Here is a 19,055-nt window from a genome sequence, read left to right on the forward strand (position 1 = left end):
CAGATCCTACGCCGACGATCCTAATACCTTATCACGTCCCCGGCGAAGCGTTCGGCCAGCAAGGACCGCGCCGCGAACACGTTTCCATCAGGAGGTAGGAACCCTTCCCGTCCCTTCCAACCCGTCAGCGCGTCATGGACTGCGCGGATCGCCGCAGAGGGCAGATGGGTGACCCGGTCGCCTTTCGACAGGCACGGTAGGGTGCTGACCCGGCTGCGCGCGAGTGTCGATGTGGCAATGTCGCGCGGGAGAAGCTGGCCGAGGGGGCGGAGAACGGTGCCTTCGGGAACGTCGTCCGGCACGGTGACGATGAAGCGGCGGTCATAGAGGTACTTGCTGCCGGGGAGTGCGGAGATAGGCGCGAGGCCGGGGGTGCCGTCGGCGCGACCTAAGAGGGCTGCGGGTTCGCGGTAGATCAGGACCGGGTCCCAATAGGTCCGTTCCCTTCCTGCCGAATTCCAGTTGATCACGGTCCCCGCAACCGTCGCTGACCGACCGACCGAGGGAATGGCAAGATCGGCAACCGCCTGATCATCGCCGATTGCCTGAACGAAACGCCGGAACAGCTCGACGTCCCAGTCGTCGACAACCTCACCGAATTTGAGGAACAGGCGCCCGTCGAAATGGTTGGGGACGAAGCCATTTTCATCGACGGGATATTTTTCGGGGCTCTCGCATCTACCCGCGAGAAGATAGGTCATGTCGTCGGTGGACTGGCCGAGACCGGCATCGATAGCATGCTCTACACTTCTCATCCGATCCGCCGTCCGCCCCAGCGCCTCCGCCGTCAGCAAATCCTGCTGTTCCAGCGCCGCCAGCAACGCCCTCACCCGCACCCGCTCGAAGCGTTCGTCTTCGTTGGAGGGGTCCTCCCGCACCGGCAGGCCGTTCGCCTCGGCATAGGCCCGCGTCTCCGCCCGCCGCAGCCCCAGCATGGGGCGCAGGAGGCGGATGACTTCGCCCGGCCCCGAGGCGATGCCGCGCTCCTTCGGCATTCCGGCGAGGCCTCTCCCGGCCCCGCGGCGCAGGCGCATGAAGACCGTCTCGGCCTGATCGTCGAGCGTGTGGCCGGTCGCGACGCGGCGAATGTCCATCCGCTCGCAGGCCTCGCAGAGCAGGCGGTAGCGGGCGGTGCGGCCAGCGTCCTGAAGCCCGGTCTGCGGCTTGTCGCCTTCCCAATGGAGGGTCTGGTGATCGACGTTGTGCGCCTCGCACCAGGCCTTCACGACGCGCGCGTCCTCGGCAGAGCCTTCGCGCAGGCCGTGATCCACCGTCAGCGCGACGACCGGCAGGCCGCGCGCGACGCAAGCCTGGAGGAGCGCGAAGCTGTCCGCGCCGCCAGAGACCGCGAGCGCCAGAGGCTCCTCGCCGAGCGGGTCCCAGTCGAGCGCGAGTTCGGTCATGCCCGCCGCCAGGTCGCGCCCTCCGGCCCGTCCTCGATGACGATGCCTTCGGCGGCGAGGCTGTCGCGGATCTCGTCTGCCCGGGCGAAGTCGCGGGATTTGCGCGCCTCTGCCCGCTCTTTCAGCAGCGCGTCGATGCGGGCGTCGTCGCCGCCTTCGCCCTTGAACCAGGCGCCGGCCTCCATGCCGAAGAAGCCCATCAGGCGGCCGCCGGAGAGAAGGCCCGCCGCAGCCTCCGCATCGCCCTGCCCCGCCTTCTCGCGCAGCTCGTGCAGAGCGGCGAGCGCGGCGGGGGTGTTGAGGTCGTCGCGCAGGGCGTCGAGCACGGTTTCCGGCACGGCAGCGCCTTCGGCTGCGCCGTCCACCGCGCGGTAGAAGCGGTCGAGCTGGGTCCGCGCGCTGGTCAGAAGCTCTTCTGACCATTCGAGCGGCTGGCGGTATTGCGCGGAGAGGAGCGCGAAGCGGATTACCTCGCCGGGCCAGCTCTCCAGCAGCTCGCGCGGGGTGATGATGTTGCCGAGGCTCTTGGACATCTTGCCCTCGCCGAGGCGCAGCATGCCGTTATGGAGCCACACCCGCGCCAGCGGCACGCTGCTGAGATCCGCCGAGCAGCAGCTCTGCGCGATCTCGTTCTCGTGGTGGGGAAAGCGCAGATCCTGCCCGCCCATGTGAAGGTCGATGGGCGCGCCGAGGACGGCGGCGATCATGGCCGAGCATTCGAGATGCCAGCCGGGCCGCCCGCGCGAGGCGCCCCAGTCCTCGGGCGCGTCCCAGCCGGGCTCGTCGTCTGCGCTCGGCTTCCACAGAACGAAGTCGGCCGGGTCGCGCTTATAGGGCGCGACTTCGACACGCGCGCCCGCCTCGATGGCGTCGCGGTCGAGCTTCGAGAGGCGTCCGTAATCGGGGAAGGAGCCGACATCGAAGAGGACGTGGCCCTCCGCCGCATAGGCGTGGCCGCGCGAGAGGAGCGTGCCGATCAGGGCCTGCATCTCCTCGATATGGCCCGTGGCGCGGGGCTCGATATCCGGGGGCAGGCAGCCGAGCGCGGCCATGTCGGCGTGATAGGCTCCGGTCGCCTCGTCCGTGACCACGCCGATCCCGACGCCGCGCGCCTTGGCGGCGGCCATGATCTTGTCGTCGATATCCGTGAGATTGCGGGCGTAGAGCACCGAATCGGCGCCGTATTCATGGCGCAGCAGGCGCACGGCGAGGTCAGCCGCGACCCCTGCCCGCGCATTGCCGATATGCGGCGCGGAATAGACCGTGGGTCCGCAGCAATAAACCGTCACCCGCGACGGGTCTGCGGGAGAGAAGACGGTCTTGCCGCCGGAATAGCTGTCGTGAAGCCTGATCGTCATGCGCTCGTCTGTGCCGCCGGGCGCGCGGGCGCGCAAGCATGCGGCACCCTTTCGCTTGTTCTGGCGGCATCCGGACCTAAGTAGTAGGTGCCTTCGGCCCCGGAAATGTGGCCGGGCCACCCCCTTATGCGCGAAGGTGTAATCGCGGCCCGAGAATAGGACAGACGATGAGCGTCATTGCCTACGATACCGAGACCACGCGAGAGAGCGGCGGCGAGACCCATGTCTCCAGCCGCCCGAGCCGCGCCGAGGCCGAAGCCGCCGTGCGCACGCTGATCCGCTGGGCCGGCGACGATCCTTCGCGCGAAGGCCTGATCGAGACGCCCAAGCGCGTGGCCAAGGCCTATCGCGAATGGTTCGGCGGCTATGACGAAGACCCCGAGGCGATTCTCGCGCGGACCTTCGAAGAGGTCGAGGGCTATGACGATATCGTCGTGCTGCGCGACATCCGGCTCGAATCGACCTGCGAGCATCACATGGCCCCGATCATCGGCAAGGCGCACATCGCCTATCTGCCGGACCGGAAAGTGGTCGGGATTTCCAAGCTCGCGCGCCTCGTCGACGCCTATTCCAAGCGCCTTCAGGTGCAGGAGAAGATGACAGCGCAGATCGCCGACACGCTGCAAAAGGTTCTTCAGCCCAGGGGCGTCGCTGTGATGATCGAGGCCGAGCACCAGTGCATGTCCACGCGCGGCGTGCACAAGCACGGCGTCGACACGCTGACGACGCGCTTCACCGGCGCCTTCGAGGAAGACCCGGCGCTCGAAGCGCGCTTCATGCGGCTGATCGGCCGCTGATGAAGGCCACCGATGCCAGCATCGAGGAGACGCGCAGCTTCGCGCCGCGCTTCGATGCGGACGGCCTCGTGCCGGTGATCGCGCAGGATGCCGAAAGCGGCGCGGTCCTGATGCTGGCCTATGCGAACGAAGAGGCGCTCGACCTGACCCTGCGCACGAAAGAGGCGCACTACTGGTCGCGCTCGCGGGGGGAAATCTGGCGCAAGGGCGCCACCTCCGGGCATACGCAGACGGTGCAGGCGGTCCTTCTCGACTGCGATCAGGACGCGGTCCTCTACCGCGTGCATCAGCAGGGACCCGCCTGTCACACGGACAGGGCGACCTGCTTCTACCGCGAAGCCCAGCGCGGCGAAGACGGCGTTCAGCTTCGATTCACGCAAGGCGCTTAGGGTCCTCCTCCGGAGGGACCGCCATGACGAGAGCTGCGATTGCGGCGCCTGCCGCAAGTCCGGGCGAGATACGCCTGCAGGCGCGATTCTGGCGCTGCCCCTTCGCGGTGGCCGCGGCTGCGGTCCTGACCGGCCAGCTGGTCCTTCTCGCCTTCGCCTCGCTCGGCGGGACGGCCTTTCCCTTCGACAAGACGCTGCCGCTGACCGCTCTTGCGGCGATGATGCTGGCGGCGGGCACCTGGCCGAACTGGAACTTCCTGTGGGTGACGCCCGAAGGGATCGAGCAGCAGGCGGGGCTGACCGGGTTCGAGGTCCGCTGGTCGCATGTCAAGCATGTCCGCCCGCTCGACGGCGCGGTCGAGCTGCGCTGCATCACCGGACGCCAGCTGGGCCGGAGATCGGTCCGCACGGTGCGCCTGCTCAACCGCTACGACATGGACGCCGAGAGCTTCGGCGAGATGATCGAGGCGGCCTGGCTCGACGCCCGGCGCGGCTGACCTCAGGCGGAGAGGTGCGGCGGGTGTTCCAGCGCGAAGGCGCGGGTCGCCCGCTTGTCGATCTTGCCCGTATTCCCGCGCGGCAGCGGCGCCGGTGACAGCCACAGGCGCTCGGGCACCTTGAACGAGGCCAGCTCTTTCGCGACGCCGGCCCGAACCGCTTCGAGATCGGCGTCGCCGCCTCTGGACCAGATGGCCGCGCCGACCCGCTCCCCGAGCGTTTCGTCGGGCACGGCGAAGACCGTGGCTTCGTTGACGCCCGGCTGCGCCAGGAGCGCGTTCTCGACCTCGAGGCAGGAGACGTTCTCGCCGCCGCGGATGATGAGGTCCTTCACCCGGTCGACGATGAACAGGAAGCCGTCCTCGTCGAGATAGCCGAGATCGCCCGTGCGGAACCAGCCATCCTCGTAGAAGGCGGCGCGCGTCGCCTCTTCGTCGGCGAGATAGGCGCGGAAGGTGATCGGGCCGCGCACGCAGATCTCTCCGGTCTGCCCCGTCGGCAGGCGCTCGCCATCCTCGGAGAAGGCTGCCATCTCGGTGACGGGCTTGAGCACCCGGCCGGTGGCCGAGGGGCGCAGATCGTAGTCGGACAGGGTGATATGCGTGCCCATGGCATTGGTCTCGGTGAGGCCATAGCCCGAAGACGCGCCGACTTCCGGCGCCTTCTCGCGATGGCGCTCGCGCTGCGTCTCGGGACGCTTGGCCCCGCCGGTCGTGATGTCGACCAGCGTGTCGAGATCGCCGGGCTCCGCCGCCTCGATTAGCTCGTGCGCCATGGTGGGCACGCCGGTGAAATTGGTGATCTTCTCCTCGCGGATCAGGCGCAGCGCCTCTTCGGCGTCCCAGCGATACATGAAGACGATCTTCCGCCCCGTCAGATAGGACAGGAGGAAGACCGAATGCGACGCGGTGACGTGGAAGAGCGGCAGGGCGAGCAGCATTGCCGGGTTCTCCGGCACGAAGGTGTGCTCGGGCCGCAGGCGCTGGACGATCTGGAGCTGGAAGGACCAGGACAGGATCGCGCTGACGACGCCCCTGTGCGTGAGAAGCGCGCCCTTGGGCTTTCCGGTCGAGCCGGAGGTGAAGAGGAGGCAGAAATCGGAATCGGGATCTATGGGCGTGGCCGGCGGCTGGTCCGAAAGGGTCTCGTCGGAGACGATGTCCTCGATGCGGTGATCGGCCTCCGGCACCTCCTCGCGCGCGCCGATCAGGGTCAGGCCGAGCTCTTCCTTGCAGGGCAGGATATGCGCTGCCCGCTTGGCGTCCACCACGACGAATTTCGCCTCGGACCGCACGAGGCCCTCGCGCAGCTCGCCCGGCTGCCACCAGGCATTGAGCGGCACGACGCAGGCGCCGGTGGCGATGATGCCGAGATAGGCGATGCACCATTCGGGATAGTTGCGCATGGCGATGGCGGCCCGGTGCCCTGGGCCGACGCCCTGCTGGCCCAGCCAGTCGGCGAAGCGCATGGCCCGCGTCCACACCTCGCCCACCGTCAGCCGCTGGTCGCCATAGACCAGAAGCTCCTGATCGGCGTTCTCGGCCGTGCGGACGGCCAGCACCTCCCTCAGGGACAGCGAGGACATGGCGAAGAGGCGGTCATACCGCACGCCCCGCACCTCGCCAGGGACGACCGAATATATGCCGCCCTCGGCCAGCAGCGCGTCGGCCGCCTCATCGATCTCGGCCAGGGTGAAGGGGGCGATCGTCATGCGTCCGGTCCTCTTTGCGCCGAAGCTGTATAGGCCAAGCCTATCCGGTTCGCTACCGCTGCGGGCACGCTCCGGCTTGCGCGGTTCGCAGACATGCCTATTGTCCGCCGCCCCGACCGCGAGAAGCTTTCCCGATGCCGCATCTGTCTCCCCTCCTCAATGTCATGACCAGCGCCGCGCGCGACGCGGCCCGGGTCCTGCGCCGCGACTTCTTCGAGGTCGAAGCGCTGCAGGTCCGCCGCAAGGGCGCGGCCGACTTCGTCACCAAGGCCGATGTCGCCGCGGAGGACGCCATTCTCCGCTCGCTGCAGAAGGCGCGTCCGAAATACGGCTTCCTCCTCGAGGAGCGCGGCGAGATCGAGGGGACGGACAATTCGAACCGCTTCATCGTCGACCCGCTCGATGGGACCACGAACTTCCTTCACGGCATTCCCCAGTTCTGCATCTCGATCGCGCTGGAGCGCGACCGCGAGCCCTATGCGGGCGTGGTTTTCTCTCCGATCACGGATGAGATGTTCTATGCCGAGAAGGGATCGGGCGCCTATCTGAACGACAAGCGCATCCGCGTCTCCGGCCGGACCGACCTGTCCGAGGCGCTTTTCGGCTGCGGCTTTCCCTTCAAGGGGCGGCCCGGCCGCGAGCGCGCGCTGCGCGAGGCTGATCTCGTGCTCGACGAGACGGCCGGCGTGCGCCGCTTCGGCTCCGCCGCCTACGATCTGTGCATGGTGGCGACCGGGCGGCTGGACGCCTATTGGGAACGCAACATCCAGCCCTGGGACATTGCGGCGGGCATCGTCATCGCGCGCGAGGCGGGCGGCCAGGTCACCACGATCGAGGAGGACGGCAAGCGCCCCCATCTCGAAGGAAACGTTCTGGCCACGAACCATGTCCTGCACGAGGACGCGCGGCGCATCCTGGCGTTCTGAGGATCAGTCCTCGGTCAGGACCCGGGTGAGCTGCCGCCGGATCGCCTCGATCCGGCGCGGGTCGTCGATCCCGCGGCCCGGCGCGTCCTGGAGGTAGAAGGTGTCCACCGCCCGCTCGCCATAGGTCGCGACATAGGCGAGGCGGATCGTCACCCCGATCTCCTCCAGCGCTGTCGCGAGCAGGAAGAGGAGGCCGGGCCGGTCCAGGCCCTCCGCCTCCACGATCAGGTCGTCGGGCGAGACATCGGCGAAGACCCGCACGACCGGCTCCACATCGAAGACCTTGCGGCGGTCCGCGATGCCGGGCGGCGGAAGCTGCGGCTCGGGCGCCTGCTTCGCGGCCAGCGCCTTGAAGCGGCGGGCCAGGCGGTCGGCCTCGTCCTGCTCGACCCGCATGGGTTCCGGCGGCGTTCCCGGCCGCATGACCTCGAGGATCGTCACGGCGCGGTCCGTGCCCCCGCCGGGCGCCCGCAGCGGAAAGGCCGCCGCCCCCCACACCGTGCCGCCCGCCTCGGCCACGAGGCCTGAGAGGTCGGCGAAAAGGCCGGGCCGATCCTCCGCATAGACGATCACTTCCACCGTCCCGTCCGGCTGCGGGGTGACGCAGGCGGCATGATGCTCGCCCTCCCGGTCGGCCGCGGTGACCAGCGCGGCGAGCCGCGCGGCGGCGCCCGGAGAGGCCATGGACCAGAAATCCGGGCGGGTGCGGGCGAAGAACGCATCCTGCGCCTGCTCGTCCAGATCCTCCATCCCCTCGCGCGCTTCGGCCCGGAGCGCTTCGGACCGTTCGGCGAGGAATGCCAGGAAGCCGCTCTCGCCGCCGGCGAGATAGGCCCGGCATTCCTCGACCAGCAGGCGGACATCGCGGTTGTTGTAGGCCTGCCAGGATCCCACGCCCGCCGTGCGGTGGCGGCAGGCCGTCATGACCGAAAGCTGATCGAGCCGCTCTCGCGTGCCGACCACTCCGGCAACGCCCCCCACGACGAAGCTCTCGGTCACGTTGCGGCGCGCCGCGGTGCGCGCCAGCAGGTCCCGCTGCGTGACGAGGAAGACCACGTCCGCGGCTTCTTCCGCGCCGAGGAGGCGCTTGGCCTGCCCGCCGACGCGGCGGCGCAGGCGGCTTTCGCTGCGCCGCGGCAGGCCCGCGATCGTCTCCTGCAGGAGAAGCGCGAGAACGACCGGCACGGGATCGAGCTCCCGCGCCAGCGGCTGGGTCAGGGGGAAGCTGCCATCGTCCCGGCCCGCCCGCAGCGCGGCGAAGATTCCGATCGAGCGCAGGACGTGCTCGTCCAGCGTGTAGCGGCGGAACAGTCCGTATTCGGCCTTGCCGATGATCGCGCCATAGGCGGGCAGGTAGCGGCCGAGAAGGCCGCATTCGGTCATCCGCCGCAGCACGCGCTCGAGGTCGCCGCTGTCGCGGATGATCGCCTTGAAGATATCCGCGAGACCGGGATCGATACGCTCCGCCCGCCCCACTCTCCGCGCGACGCGCACCGCCGTTTGCAGCGTGCTCGGATGCAGGCGGATGTCCTGCCGCCCCGAGACGAGGAAGAGCGAGAAGAGATCGCGCACGGTCACCGAATCGGGGTCGGCGAAGGTCAGCCGCTCGCCCCGCCGGACGAGGTTCGGCATGCCGCCGAAGCCTCGCTCCTGCGTCAGGCGCGAGGCCGCTTCGGCGAAGCGGCGCGACATGGTGGATTTGAGCGCCTTCTCCTCGAGCATCGCGCAGGCCGAGCCCGTCAGCCGCCCGACTTCCCGCGCATTGAGGAAATAGTGCTTCATCAGCCGCTCGACGGCAGGCGCGCTGCGCCGTCCCTTATAGCCCAGGCGCTCGGCGAGCGCGGGCTGGACGGGGAAGCTGAGGCGGTCATCCGCCCGCCCGTGAAGGTCGTGAAGATGAACCCTGATCGACCAGAGGAAATCCTGCACCCGCGAAAGGCGCCGCGCCTCGGTCTCGGTGAAGAGCCCGGGCGTCGTCATCTCCTGGACCGGCGCGGCCTCCGCCCCCTGCGCATAGCGGTCGAGCCAGTGGAGGAGGTCGAGATCGCGCATCCCCCCCTTCCCTTCCTTCACGTCGGGCTCGATCTCGTAGCGCGAAGCGCCCGTGCGCGCGTGCCGCTCGTCCCGTTCGGCGAGCTTGGCCTCGATGAATTCCGGCACGCTGCGGCCGCGCAGGCGCTCGAAGCGGGACCGGAATTCGGCGAAGAGCCCGGCCTCGCCGCAGAGGAACCGCCCGTCGAGAAAGGCGGTGCGGCAGGTCAGGTCCTCTGCTGCGGCCCTGGCCGCCGATTGCGGATCGTGCACGGCTTGGGACAGCGGCAGCCCGCTATCCCAGAGCGGGTAGAGGATGCGCTGAGCGGCCTCGTCCCCGCCCCGTCCGGTGAGGATCAGGAGGTCGATGTCGGAATGCGGGGCGAGGCGTCCGCGGCCATAGCCGCCGGTGGCGACGAGGCAGACCTCCGCCCCCTGACGGGTTTCCTGCAGGAGAAGGCACAGCGCCTCGTCGACGGCGGCGCAGAGGCCTTCGGCGATCACCGAGCCGCGCCTGGTCTTGGCGAAGAGGGATTTGCGCGTGCGCTCGAAATGCTCGGCGATCAGCGCGCCGGCGCGGCCCGTCGCCGCCGCTTCGGCCATGGCCTCGGACAAGGGCACGGCCGTCTCGCTCACGCGGGGTCCTTCGCGGCCAGCGCCTTGAGGCGGTAAAGCGCCTCATGGGCCTGCCGCGGCGTCAGGCCGTCAGGATCGAGCTCGGCGACGGCTTCGGCCAGGGGATCGGGCTGCGGCTCGGCGAGCGCCTGCGGCGGGGCCGACAGGGCCTCGAAGAGCGGCAGGTCGCCGATGAGGTCGCCTGCCGGCTTTTCCCGCTCAAGCGTGGAGAGCACGCTGGAGGCCCGCGCGATGACGCTCTGCGGGAGGCCCGCCAGCCGCGCGACGGCCACGCCATAGGAGCGGTCTGCCGCGCCCTCGCGCACCTCGTGCAGGAAGACGACGTCGCCCTTCCATTCGCGCACGGCGACCGAGACGTTGGCGAGGCGCGGCAGGCTGGCCGAGAGCCGCGTCAGCTCGTGGTAATGGGTGGCGAAGAGCCCGCGGCAGCGGCTCTGATCATGCAGGTGCTCGAGCGCGGCCCAGGCGATGGAGAGCCCGTCAAAGGTCGAGGTGCCCCGCCCCACCTCGTCGAGGACGACGAGGCTGCGCGGCGTCGCCTGGTTCAGGATCGCCGCCGTCTCGACCATCTCGACCATGAAGGTGGAGCGCCCGCGCGCGAGATCGTCCGAGGCCCCTACCCGGCTGAACAGGCGGTCGACCACGCCGATATGGGCGGATTTCGCGGGAACGAAGGCGCCCGCCTGGGCGAGGACGGCGATCAGCGCGTTCTGGCGCAGGAAGGTCGATTTGCCCGCCATGTTGGGGCCGGTGACAAGCAGGAGGCGCGCTTCCTCGCCGTCGCTGAGAGCGCAGTCGTTCGGCACGAAGCGCTCTCCGCCCGGCAGCGCTGCTTCGACCACGGGGTGGCGTCCCTCCTTGATGACGAAGGCGGTGCTCCCGTCCACGCGCGGCCTGACATGATCGCGCTCTTCGGCAAGCTGGGCGAGGCCGCTCGCGGCATCGCAGAAGGCCAGCGCGTCGGCGCAGGCGCAGAGGGTGTCGCGCCGCTCGGCCACCTTTGCGGTCAGCTCGGCGAAGATCTTCAGCTCCATCGCCAGCGCCTTGTCCCGCGCCTGCACGATGGCCGAATCGAGCTCGGCGAGCCTCGGCGTCGTGAAGCGGACGGCATTGGCGAGCGTCTGTCGGTGGCGGAAATCCTGCGACAGGGGCGGCGCCATCATCTTGTCGGCATGGGCCGCCGTGACCTCGACGAAATAGCCGAGCACCTTGGAGTGCTTGATCTTGAGCGCCTTGATGCCGGTCTGCTGGCGGTATTCTTCCTCCAGCCCGGCGATGATCTTGCGCGCGTCGTCGCGCAGGGCGCGGGTCTCGTCGAGCGGGGCGTCGAACCCCTGCGCGATGAAGCCGCCGTCGCGGGCCAGGAGCGGCAGGTCGGGGCGGAGCGCGCCGTGAAGGAGCGCCTGCAACTCGCCGAAGCCGCCCTCCTCCGCCGCACACAGATCGCGCGCCGCATCGCGCAGGAGGCGCGGCGCGCCTTCCGCCTCGCGCAGCAGCGCTGCCAGCTCGCCGGCGGCATGGACGGCTCTGCCAACCGCCTGCAGGTCGCGCGGGCCGCCCCTCCCGAGGCCGATCCGCGAAAGGGCGCGGGCGAGGTCGGGCGCCTCGCGCAGGCGGTGCCGCATTTCTTCGCGCAAGGCGCGCTCGGACAGGGCGAAGGCCACGGCGTCCTGCCGCTCGGCGATCCGCGCCGGATCCGTCAGCGGGCCGCCGATCCAGCGCGACAGGAGGCGCGCGCCGCCGGCGCTGACCGTCCGGTCGACCGCGCCGAGAAGGGAATGGGCGCGCCCGCCCTCGCGCGCGGTCGTCAGCTCCAAAGAGGCGCGGGTCACGGCGTCGATCGCCATCGTGTCGCCGGGCGCGGAGAGGATGGGCGGCTTGAGGCGAGGCGCCGCGTCGAGCTGTGTCAGCTCGAGATAGCCGATCAACGCGCCGAGCGCGGCGAGCCCTGCGCGGGAGAAGGCGCCGAAGCCGTCGAGCGTCGCGGTGCCGAAGGCGTCCTTGAGCCGCCGCTCGCCCCGCGCGCTGTCGAGGAGCGAGGCATGGACCGGCGTGACCGCCACGCCGTTCTGCCGCAGCGCTGCGGAGAGATCCGCCTCGGCCTCCGCCTCGCGCAGCAGCACCTCGGAGGGGCCGCAGGCGGCGAGCGCGTTCTGGACGCCGTCTTCATCCGTGTCGTGAACGAAGAGATCGCCGGTCGAAAGATCGGCATGGGCGACCGCCGCGCCGGAGCCGAGAGCCGCGACGGCCGCGAGCGTGTTGTGCGCCCGCGCGTCGAGCAGCGTGTCCTCGGTCAGCGTGCCCGGCGTGACGACCCGCACGATCTCGCGGCGGACCAGCGCCTTGGAGCCGCGCTTCTTCGCCTCGGCCGGGTCCTCCGTCTGCTCGCAGATGGCGACGGAATGGCCCTGGCGGATGAGCTTTGCGAGATAGCCCTCATAGGAGTGGAAGGGCACGCCGCACATGGGCACGTCCTCGCCGCCCTGCTGGCCGCGCCGGGTCAGCGTGATGTCGAGCGCGCCCGCCGCGACGACGGCGTCCTCGTGGAAGAGTTCGTAGAAGTCTCCCATGCGGTAGAACAGGAGCGCGCGGCCGGCCTCGCGCTTGAGCGCGTGGTACTGGGCCATCATGGGCGTGAGCTTCGCCCCGCCCCCAATCCGTTCGTCCTGCCCCAAGGGCGCGCCATCCATGGCAACCTCCGTCCCGGCGCGTTAGCATAGCTGTTCCCGGCCCGCACGGTGGTCCGGGTTATTCACAAGGGTCTGGATTGGCGGCGCTGCGCGAGATCGACGGGGGGACGGTGCTGGCGGGCGGACAGGCGCTGCCGGTCACGATCCGCTTCGACCGGCGGGCGCGGCGCCTGATCCTGCGCCTGACCGAGGACGGCGTGCGCGTCACCTGCCCGGGGCGGCACCACCAGCGCGCCGCGCTCGAGATGGTGGAGGCGCGGCGCGGCTGGATCGAGGCGCGGCTGGCAGAGCGCCCTGTGCCCGTGCCTTTCGCCATCGGCGCCTGCCTGCCGCTCTTCGGACGCGACCGGGTGATTCGCGCCGCAGCGTCCACGCGCAGCGCAGCCCGCCTCGAAGGCGACGCCATCATGACGGGCGGCGGCGATGCCGCGGCAGTGGCGCGCCGGGTGGAGGCCTTGGTCAGGACGGAGGCGAAGCGGACTCTTCAGGCCGAATCGGACCGGCTCGCCGCGAAGCTCGGCCTGCCGCCCTGCCCGGTGAGCGTCCGGCGCATGCGCTCGCGCTGGGGGTCGTGCTCGAGCGCGCCGGCCCTGTCCTATGACTGGCGCCTCGCCTTCGCGCCTCCCGAAGTGCTCGCCTATGTGGCGGCCCATGAGGTCGCTCATCGGCGGCACATGGACCACTCCGCGCGGTTCTGGCGGCTCGTGGCGGAGCTGATGCCCGGCTGGAAGCCCGCCGACGGCTGGCTGCGCGCGAATGGCCGCACGCTCTATGCCTATGGCACCTCGTAGGCGGTGACCTCGTCGATCAGGCCGCCGAGTTCGTCATCGCCTCTCGGCTCGTCCTCCCGCCCGCGCAGGAGGTCGGAGAGATGGTCCAGCAGCGACTTCGTGTCCGGACGCGGCATGTAGAGGAGCGGGGCCCGGGGCGCGCGGCCCTCGAGGGCTGCCGTCATCACCCGCGACCAGGTCTCGGCGGGCGCGCCCGATCCCGAAACCGCGCCATGCGCACCCTCCATCGGGGCGAAATCGTCCCGGCCGATCCAGACGACGCCGGCGAGGCCGGAGGCGTAGCCCGCGAACCAGGCATCGCGGCTGTCCTGCCCCGTGCCGGTCTTTCCTGCGGCGGCATGGCCGCTGACGGCCGCGCGGCGGCCCGAGCCGCTTCGCACCACCGTCCGCAGCATGTGGTCGAGCGCCACGACATCCGTCTGCGCGAAGGCGCGGCGGGAGGAGTTCGGCGCGCGCCGGTGGAAGGCGACGGCGCCATCGGCCTCGGTGATGCTGACGACGAGATAGGGCGCATGAACCCGTCCGCCCGCGGACAGGGTCATATAGGCGCGCGTCAGCTCGAGCGGCGAGGCCTCGGTGACGCCGAGCGCGAGGGAGGGGCCGGGATCGCGGGTCCGCCGCAGGCCCGCCCGCTGCGCGGCGGCGACGACGCGGGGCCGGCCCACAGCCTCCTGAAGGCGGACCGCGGGCGCGTTGAGCGAGCGCGCCAGCGCCTCGGTCAGGGGGACCTCGCCGTAATACTTGTTCTTGTAATTGTCCGGCTCGTAGCCGTCGACGACGACCGGGCCGTCATCGATCAGGTCCTCGGGCCGCCACCCCGCCTCGATCGCCGCGAGATAGACGAAGGGCTTGAAGGACGAGCCCACGGGCCGGCGGGCCTGCGTCGCGCGATTATAGGCGGAAGCGCGATAGTCGCGGCTGCCGATCAGCACCCGGATCGCGCCGGTCTCCTCGGCGACCACGACCGCGGCCTGGGCGGCCTCCGGCACGCGGGGGTCGGCGGTCAGGACCTCGTCCAGCGCCGCCTGCGCCGCCCGCGTCATGCCGGCATCGATCGTGGTCCTGATCGTCACGTCGCCGCCCAGGGGCCCCAGGATTTCGCGCGCCTCGGCCACGGCCGCATCGAGCGCATGGGGCGCGGGACGCACCGGGGGGTTGAGGCGGGCGATCCCGGCCTGCGCGATATGATCGGCCTCGGACCGCTTGATATAGCCCGCATCGACCATCGCGGACAGGACGACTTGGGCGCGGGCTCTGGCGGCGTCGGGATCGCTCGTCGGCGCAAGGCGCGAGGGCGCCTTGAGGAGGCCCGCCAGCATCGCCGCCTCCCCCACCGTCAGCTCGGCGGGCGTCTTGTCGAAATAGCGGCGGCTCGCGGCATCGAGCCCGTAGGCGCCGTTTCCGAAATAGACCGCACCAAGATAGAGCGCGAGGATCCGGTCCTTGTCGTAGCGGGCCTCGATCTTCAGTGCCAGGATCACTTCCTGCGCCTTCCGCTCCAGCGTCCGTTCGGGCGTCAGGAGCGCGTTCTTGACGAGCTGCTGGGTGATGGTCGAGCCGCCCTGCGCCACGCTTCCGCTGCGCAGGTTGACGAGCGCCGCGCGCAGCACGGCGACGGGGTTCACGCCGATATGGGAATAGAAGTTGCGGTCCTCTGTCGCCACGAAGGCCTGGAGGACGTGCTTTGGCAGGGTGTCGAGATCGACGGGCTCGCCGCGATCCTGGCCATGCGTCCCGAGCACTTCGCCATGCCGGTCGAGGACGAGGATGCGCGGGGCCTGCGAGCCGGTCAGGTCGTCGACGGGCGGCAGGTCCTTGGCATACCAGACGACCGCGAGAAGGAGGCAGGAGAGAACGCCGCCGACCGCGAAGGTGGCGCGCCCGACAAGGCGCAGGGCTTTCGGCAGCCAGCCGGGAGAGGCGCGCCTCGGCGCGCTCCGCCCCGTGCGGCGCATGGGCTTTCGGGCCGGGTGGCGCCTGACCTGTGAGCGGGCGCGGCTCTTCGCCGAGGATGTGCTGCGGGCCGGGCGGCGCGGTTTGCCCGCCTTCGTCCGGGACGGCGTACGCCGACCGCCTTTCCCGCTGCTCGCTCCTGCCATGAAGCGGCTTTGCGCTGTCAGGGTTAAGAGGAGCTAAAGCATGAGATTACGGGGCGCATAAGAAAGGGCCGGCGCCTTTCGGCACCGGCCCTTCCCGCTTTCGCGCCTTGGACGCTTAGAAGCTGAACTCGACTTCCGTGCGGCGGTTCAGCGGCTCGCGGACGCCGTCGCCGGTCGGGCGAGCCGGGTTGGATTCGCCGAGCGCTTCGATCGTGATCACGCTCGAATCGATGCCGTTGGAGATCAGGGCCTCGCGAACGACTTCCGCGCGACGCGCCGACAGGCGCTGGTTGTAGGCGGCGGAGCCGGCGGTGTCGGTGTTGCCCGAAACCACGATGTTCTCGATCTCGTATTCACGCGCTTCGGCCGCACGCGCCGCGATCAGCGACTGCGCCGCATCGGTCAGGTTGGCGCGGTCGAAGTCGAAATAGACCGTGAGCTCCAGCTCTTCGGGAACCTCGACCTCTTCCTCGACGACCGGGCAGGGCTGGCTGACCAGCACGCGGCTGCCGTCGAAGCAGGTCTTGTATTGCGGCTGGGGCGCCGGAGCGGGCGCGGCGACGGGCGCCGGGGCCGGCTCTGCGCCGCCGCCGAAGTTCCAACGCAGGCCGGCGGTGATTTCCTGGACCTGATACTCGCCCGACAGTTCCGTGAACAGGTTGTTCACGTAGCTGCCATAGTTGAACTCGTTCGTGGCGAGATACTTGTAGCGGACGTCGATCATCATGTTGTCGGTGAAGTCGAAGGACAGGCCGGCCATGCCCTGGTAGGCAGGCACATATTCCTGGTCCGCCGCGACGACGCGGTAACCGGCACCTGCGGCGGCCGGATTGGTGGGATCTGCAGCGTCGATATAGCTGATATTGCTGATTTCCGGACGGATCCGCGCCGCGCCGATACCGACGCCGAGATAAGGGGTCAGACGCCCAGCCGCGTCAACGTTGAAGTCCTTGAAGACGTTGACCATCAGCGTGGTCGCGCTGAGATCGCCCAGATCGGCTTCCCCCGCCGGAAAGCCGCCAAAGCCCAAGCCGTCGCCAGGAATGCTTTCGACGTTCTGTGTACGGGTCGCGAGTTCGAGCTCGCCACGCAGACCATTGTCGAAATATTTCCCTAGCGCACCATAGACGGTGATGTTGTCTTCGAGTTCAAGATCGGCGTCGAACGACGCCGGCAGCGCGCCGCCCTCGTCCTCGAAATCGCTGTCGTCGCTGCTCAGCGCGATACCGGCGCCGATCTGACCGTAGTAACCCTCGTCATCCTGCGCTTGAGCGGCAGACGTCACGGCGAGAGCGCCTGTGGCAGCCAGCAGAGCAAGTTTCAATTTCATCGTCCCCTCCTAAAGGATCGGTGTTATTCGCGGTCGGTTCGGGAGCACGGAAGCTCTCGTCCCATGACACTCAGTTTAGCCCCTTAACCGCGTCGCAAGGACGTGGAAAGCGGCAGCGAAGCGATAACGCCCCGATAAGGCATCCTTGACCGGGGCCTGTTGCATAAACGTCGCGAAGAAAGTGTTAAGGCCCTCTCAAGGGCGCGGAACCGCCTCGAACCTGCCGTTTTCAGCGACCGAGGCTGGCGAGCGCTGCCTCGCCGCGGGTTCCGGCGAGGCCGGTGCGGAGCTTGGAGATCGCCTGCTTCTCGATCTGGCGAACGCGTTCCTTCGACAGGGACAGCACCTCGCCCAGTTGTGACAGGGTCACTTTCTCCTCGCTGAAGAAGCGCTCCTGGATGATCCGCCGCTCGCGGTCGGTCAGGCACGTCATGGCCGAAGCGAGCCAGGCGCGGCGCTTTTCGAGATCGAGCGTGTCTTCGGCGCTGACATCGGGCAGTTCCCGCTCGTCGGGAATGAGTTCCTGGCGCTCCGTGTCGCCTTCCTCGGACAGAGTGGCGTTCAGGGACTGGTCGCGGCCGCCGAGGCGGGAGGTCATGAACTCGATGTCCGTCTCGCTGACGCGGAACTTCTCGGCCGCTTTCTGGCGGGCGATCGGCGCTGCGGCGTCGACCTGCTCGATCATGGCGCGGATGCGGGAGAGGTTGAAGAAGATCGTCTTGTGGGCCGATTTCGAGCCGATGCGTACGATCGACCAGTTGCGCAGCACGTAGTCCTGCATCGAGGCCCGGATCCACCAGCCCGCATAGGTGCAGAAGCGGACATCGCGGTCGCAATCAAAGCGCTTGGCCGCTTCGAGGAGGCCGATCACCCCTTCCTGGATCAGGTCGCCGAGCGGCAGGCCGTAGCCGCGGAACTTGATCGCCGTGGAAACGGCCATGCGCATGTGAGCCTCGGTCAGCTCGTCGAGGGCCGCCTGGTCCTGGTGCTCGCACCAGGCGCGGGTGAGTTCGTGCTCCCGCTCGATCGACAGGAGCGGCGCCGACATGGCGCGCCGGATCGTGTCCTTGACGTGGTCTCTTTGCATGTTGGCGGCGGCCATGGCGATCTCCTGCGGCGGTCGTGGTCGGATGCTTGCCGGTGGCTTGCGAACAGGCCGCTCCCGATTGGGTTCCCAGGCACAGAAGGTCGCACGCAGGAAGACGGGGTGGTGACAAGCTTTCGCGCCGCGCCTACGGGGCCGCAAAACACTCGCCCCATGGGAGTTATTCGATGCGCATCGGCGTTCCGACAGAGATCAAGAAGCTCGAGCACCGCGTCGGGATGACGCCCGACAGCGTGCTGGAACTCACCCGGCTCGGCCATGAGGTCCGGGTGCAATCCAATGCCGGCCTCGGCATCGACTTCACCGACGAGCAGTACGAAGCGGCCGGCGCGACCATCGTACCCTCGGCCGAGGCGGCCTATGACGCCGAGCTCATCATCAAGGTGAAGGAGCCGCAGCTTGCCGAGTGCGAGATGTTGTCGCAGGGCCAGACGCTGTTCACCTATCTGCACCTCGCCGCCGACAAGCCGCAGGCCGAGGCGCTGGAGCGATCCGGCGCGATGTGCATCGCCTATGAGACGGTGACCGGCGACACGGGCGGCCTGCCCCTCCTCCGCCCCATGTCCGAGGTCGCGGGCCGCATGTCGGTCCAAGTCGGCGCCTGGTGCCTGGAGAAGGCGCAGGGCGGACGCGGCACGCTGCTCGGCGGCGTCCCCGGCGTCGGCGCGGGCGAGGTCGTGATTCTCGGCGGCGGCGTGTCGGGCTTCAACGCGGCGCAGATGGCGGTCGGCCTTCACGCCGATGTCACGCTGTTCGACGTGTCGATCAACCGGCTCGAGGAACTGGACGCGCTGTTCAAGAACCAGGTCCAGACGGTCTATTCGACCAAGGGCGCGGTGGCGGACGCGATCGCGCGCGCGGATCTCGTCATCGGAGCGGTTCTCGTCCCCGGCGGCGCGGCGCCCAAGCTCGTCACCAAGGAGATGCTCGGCATCATGAAGCCGGGCGCGGTGCTGGTGGACATCGCCATCGACCAGGGCGGCTGCTTCGAAACCTCGCATGCGACAACGCATGACGATCCGATCTACGAGATCGACGGCATCGTTCACTATTGCGTGGCCAATATGCCGGGCGCGGTGCCGCGGACGTCGACCTTCGCGCTCAACAACCGCACCCTGCCCCATATCGTGAACCTCGCCGAACTCGGCACCAAGGAGGCGCTGCGCCAGGACAAGCACCTGCGCGCGGGGCTGAACGTGGCCGAGGGCTGGATCACCCACGAGGCCGTCGCCCGCGATCTCGGCATGAAGTTCAAACCGGCCGAAGACCTGATCTGAGGGCGAGAGTTGGC

General features: G+C 69.3%; 14 protein-coding genes. 6 read left to right on the forward strand and 8 right to left on the reverse strand.

The genetic code is table 11. The features are described from left to right. Window positions 1–20 precede the first annotated feature (20 nt). Window positions 21–1,403, reverse strand: coding sequence for a tRNA lysidine(34) synthetase TilS (gene tilS / locus IE88_RS17405; protein WP_051881934.1), 1,383 nt, complete (start codon window positions 1,401–1,403; stop codon window positions 21–23). Continuing rightward, window positions 1,400–2,761 carry a cysteine--tRNA ligase gene (gene cysS, locus IE88_RS0110670; RefSeq protein WP_031554229.1) on the reverse strand — a complete coding sequence of 454 codons (1,362 nt, stop codon included), beginning with the start codon at window positions 2,759–2,761 and terminating at the stop codon, window positions 1,400–1,402. Before cysS ends, tilS begins: the two co-directional genes overlap by 4 nt. Before the next feature lie 167 nt (window positions 2,762–2,928). Here cysS and folE point away from each other — a divergent pair, with 167 nt between their 5' ends. From folE to IE88_RS0110685, 3 genes are read left to right on the forward strand one after another with little or no spacing between them, the layout of a single operon-like run. Continuing rightward, window positions 2,929–3,558, forward strand: a complete 630-nt coding sequence (gene folE, locus IE88_RS0110675; RefSeq protein ID WP_036767055.1) for a GTP cyclohydrolase I FolE — start codon at window positions 2,929–2,931, stop codon at window positions 3,556–3,558. Continuing rightward, entirely contained in the window at window positions 3,558–3,947 is a 390-nt protein-coding gene (gene hisI / locus IE88_RS0110680) for a phosphoribosyl-AMP cyclohydrolase (RefSeq protein WP_051881935.1), read from the forward strand. The genes folE and hisI overlap by 1 nt, the downstream gene beginning before the upstream one ends. A 23-nt stretch (window positions 3,948–3,970) precedes the next feature. After that, window positions 3,971–4,444, forward strand: a complete 474-nt coding sequence (locus IE88_RS0110685) for a hypothetical protein (protein WP_031554235.1) — start codon at window positions 3,971–3,973, stop codon at window positions 4,442–4,444. A gap of 2 nt (window positions 4,445–4,446) precedes the next feature. Here IE88_RS0110685 and IE88_RS0110690 read toward each other — a convergent pair whose 3' ends face one another. Then, a complete protein-coding gene (locus tag IE88_RS0110690) occupies window positions 4,447–6,156 on the reverse strand; it encodes a class I adenylate-forming enzyme family protein (protein WP_036767059.1) in 1,710 nt (569 codons plus the stop codon). 134 nt (window positions 6,157–6,290) lie between these two features. On the opposite strand from IE88_RS0110690, the gene IE88_RS0110695 reads away from it, so the two are divergent. Beyond that, complete coding sequence (locus IE88_RS0110695) at window positions 6,291–7,082, forward strand: inositol monophosphatase family protein (protein WP_031554239.1); 792 nt, start codon at window positions 6,291–6,293, stop codon at window positions 7,080–7,082. 3 nt (window positions 7,083–7,085) lie between these two features. Here IE88_RS0110695 and glnD read toward each other — a convergent pair whose 3' ends face one another. Together glnD and mutS are read right to left on the reverse strand one after the other, a co-directional pair. After that, window positions 7,086–9,749, reverse strand: a complete 2,664-nt coding sequence (gene glnD / locus IE88_RS0110700) for a [protein-PII] uridylyltransferase (protein ID WP_031554241.1) — start codon at window positions 9,747–9,749, stop codon at window positions 7,086–7,088. Beyond that, a complete protein-coding gene (mutS, locus tag IE88_RS0110705) occupies window positions 9,746–12,439 on the reverse strand; it encodes a DNA mismatch repair protein MutS (RefSeq protein WP_051881937.1) in 2,694 nt (897 codons plus the stop codon). Before mutS ends, glnD begins: the two co-directional genes overlap by 4 nt. Before the next feature lie 77 nt (window positions 12,440–12,516). Here mutS and IE88_RS0110710 point away from each other — a divergent pair, with 77 nt between their 5' ends. Beyond that, window positions 12,517–13,230 carry a M48 family metallopeptidase gene (locus IE88_RS0110710; RefSeq protein ID WP_051881939.1) on the forward strand — a complete coding sequence of 238 codons (714 nt, stop codon included), beginning with the start codon at window positions 12,517–12,519 and terminating at the stop codon, window positions 13,228–13,230. Here IE88_RS0110710 and IE88_RS0110715 read toward each other — a convergent pair. The 3 genes from IE88_RS0110715 to IE88_RS0110725 form a co-directional block, all read right to left on the reverse strand. After that, on the reverse strand, window positions 13,215–15,185 hold the full coding sequence (locus IE88_RS0110715; RefSeq protein ID WP_051881940.1) for a transglycosylase domain-containing protein: 1,971 nt from the start codon (window positions 15,183–15,185) through the stop codon (window positions 13,215–13,217). The genes IE88_RS0110710 and IE88_RS0110715 overlap by 16 nt on opposite strands. A 259-nt stretch (window positions 15,186–15,444) precedes the next feature. After that, window positions 15,445–16,653, reverse strand: coding sequence for an OmpA family protein (locus tag IE88_RS0110720; protein ID WP_162178336.1), 1,209 nt, complete (start codon window positions 16,651–16,653; stop codon window positions 15,445–15,447). A gap of 235 nt (window positions 16,654–16,888) precedes the next feature. After that, window positions 16,889–17,761, reverse strand: a complete 873-nt coding sequence (locus IE88_RS0110725) for an RNA polymerase factor sigma-32 (protein ID WP_081871609.1) — start codon at window positions 17,759–17,761, stop codon at window positions 16,889–16,891. Window positions 17,762–17,931: 170 nt separating this feature from the next. Between IE88_RS0110725 and ald the strand changes: the two genes are divergently transcribed. Further along, complete coding sequence (gene ald / locus IE88_RS0110730; protein ID WP_031554256.1) at window positions 17,932–19,041, forward strand: alanine dehydrogenase; 1,110 nt, start codon at window positions 17,932–17,934, stop codon at window positions 19,039–19,041. Window positions 19,042–19,055 lie beyond the last annotated feature (14 nt).

Source organism: Parvularcula oceani, from assembly GCF_000733125.1.
Taxonomy (GTDB): domain Bacteria; phylum Pseudomonadota; class Alphaproteobacteria; order Caulobacterales; family Parvularculaceae; genus Parvularcula; species Parvularcula oceani.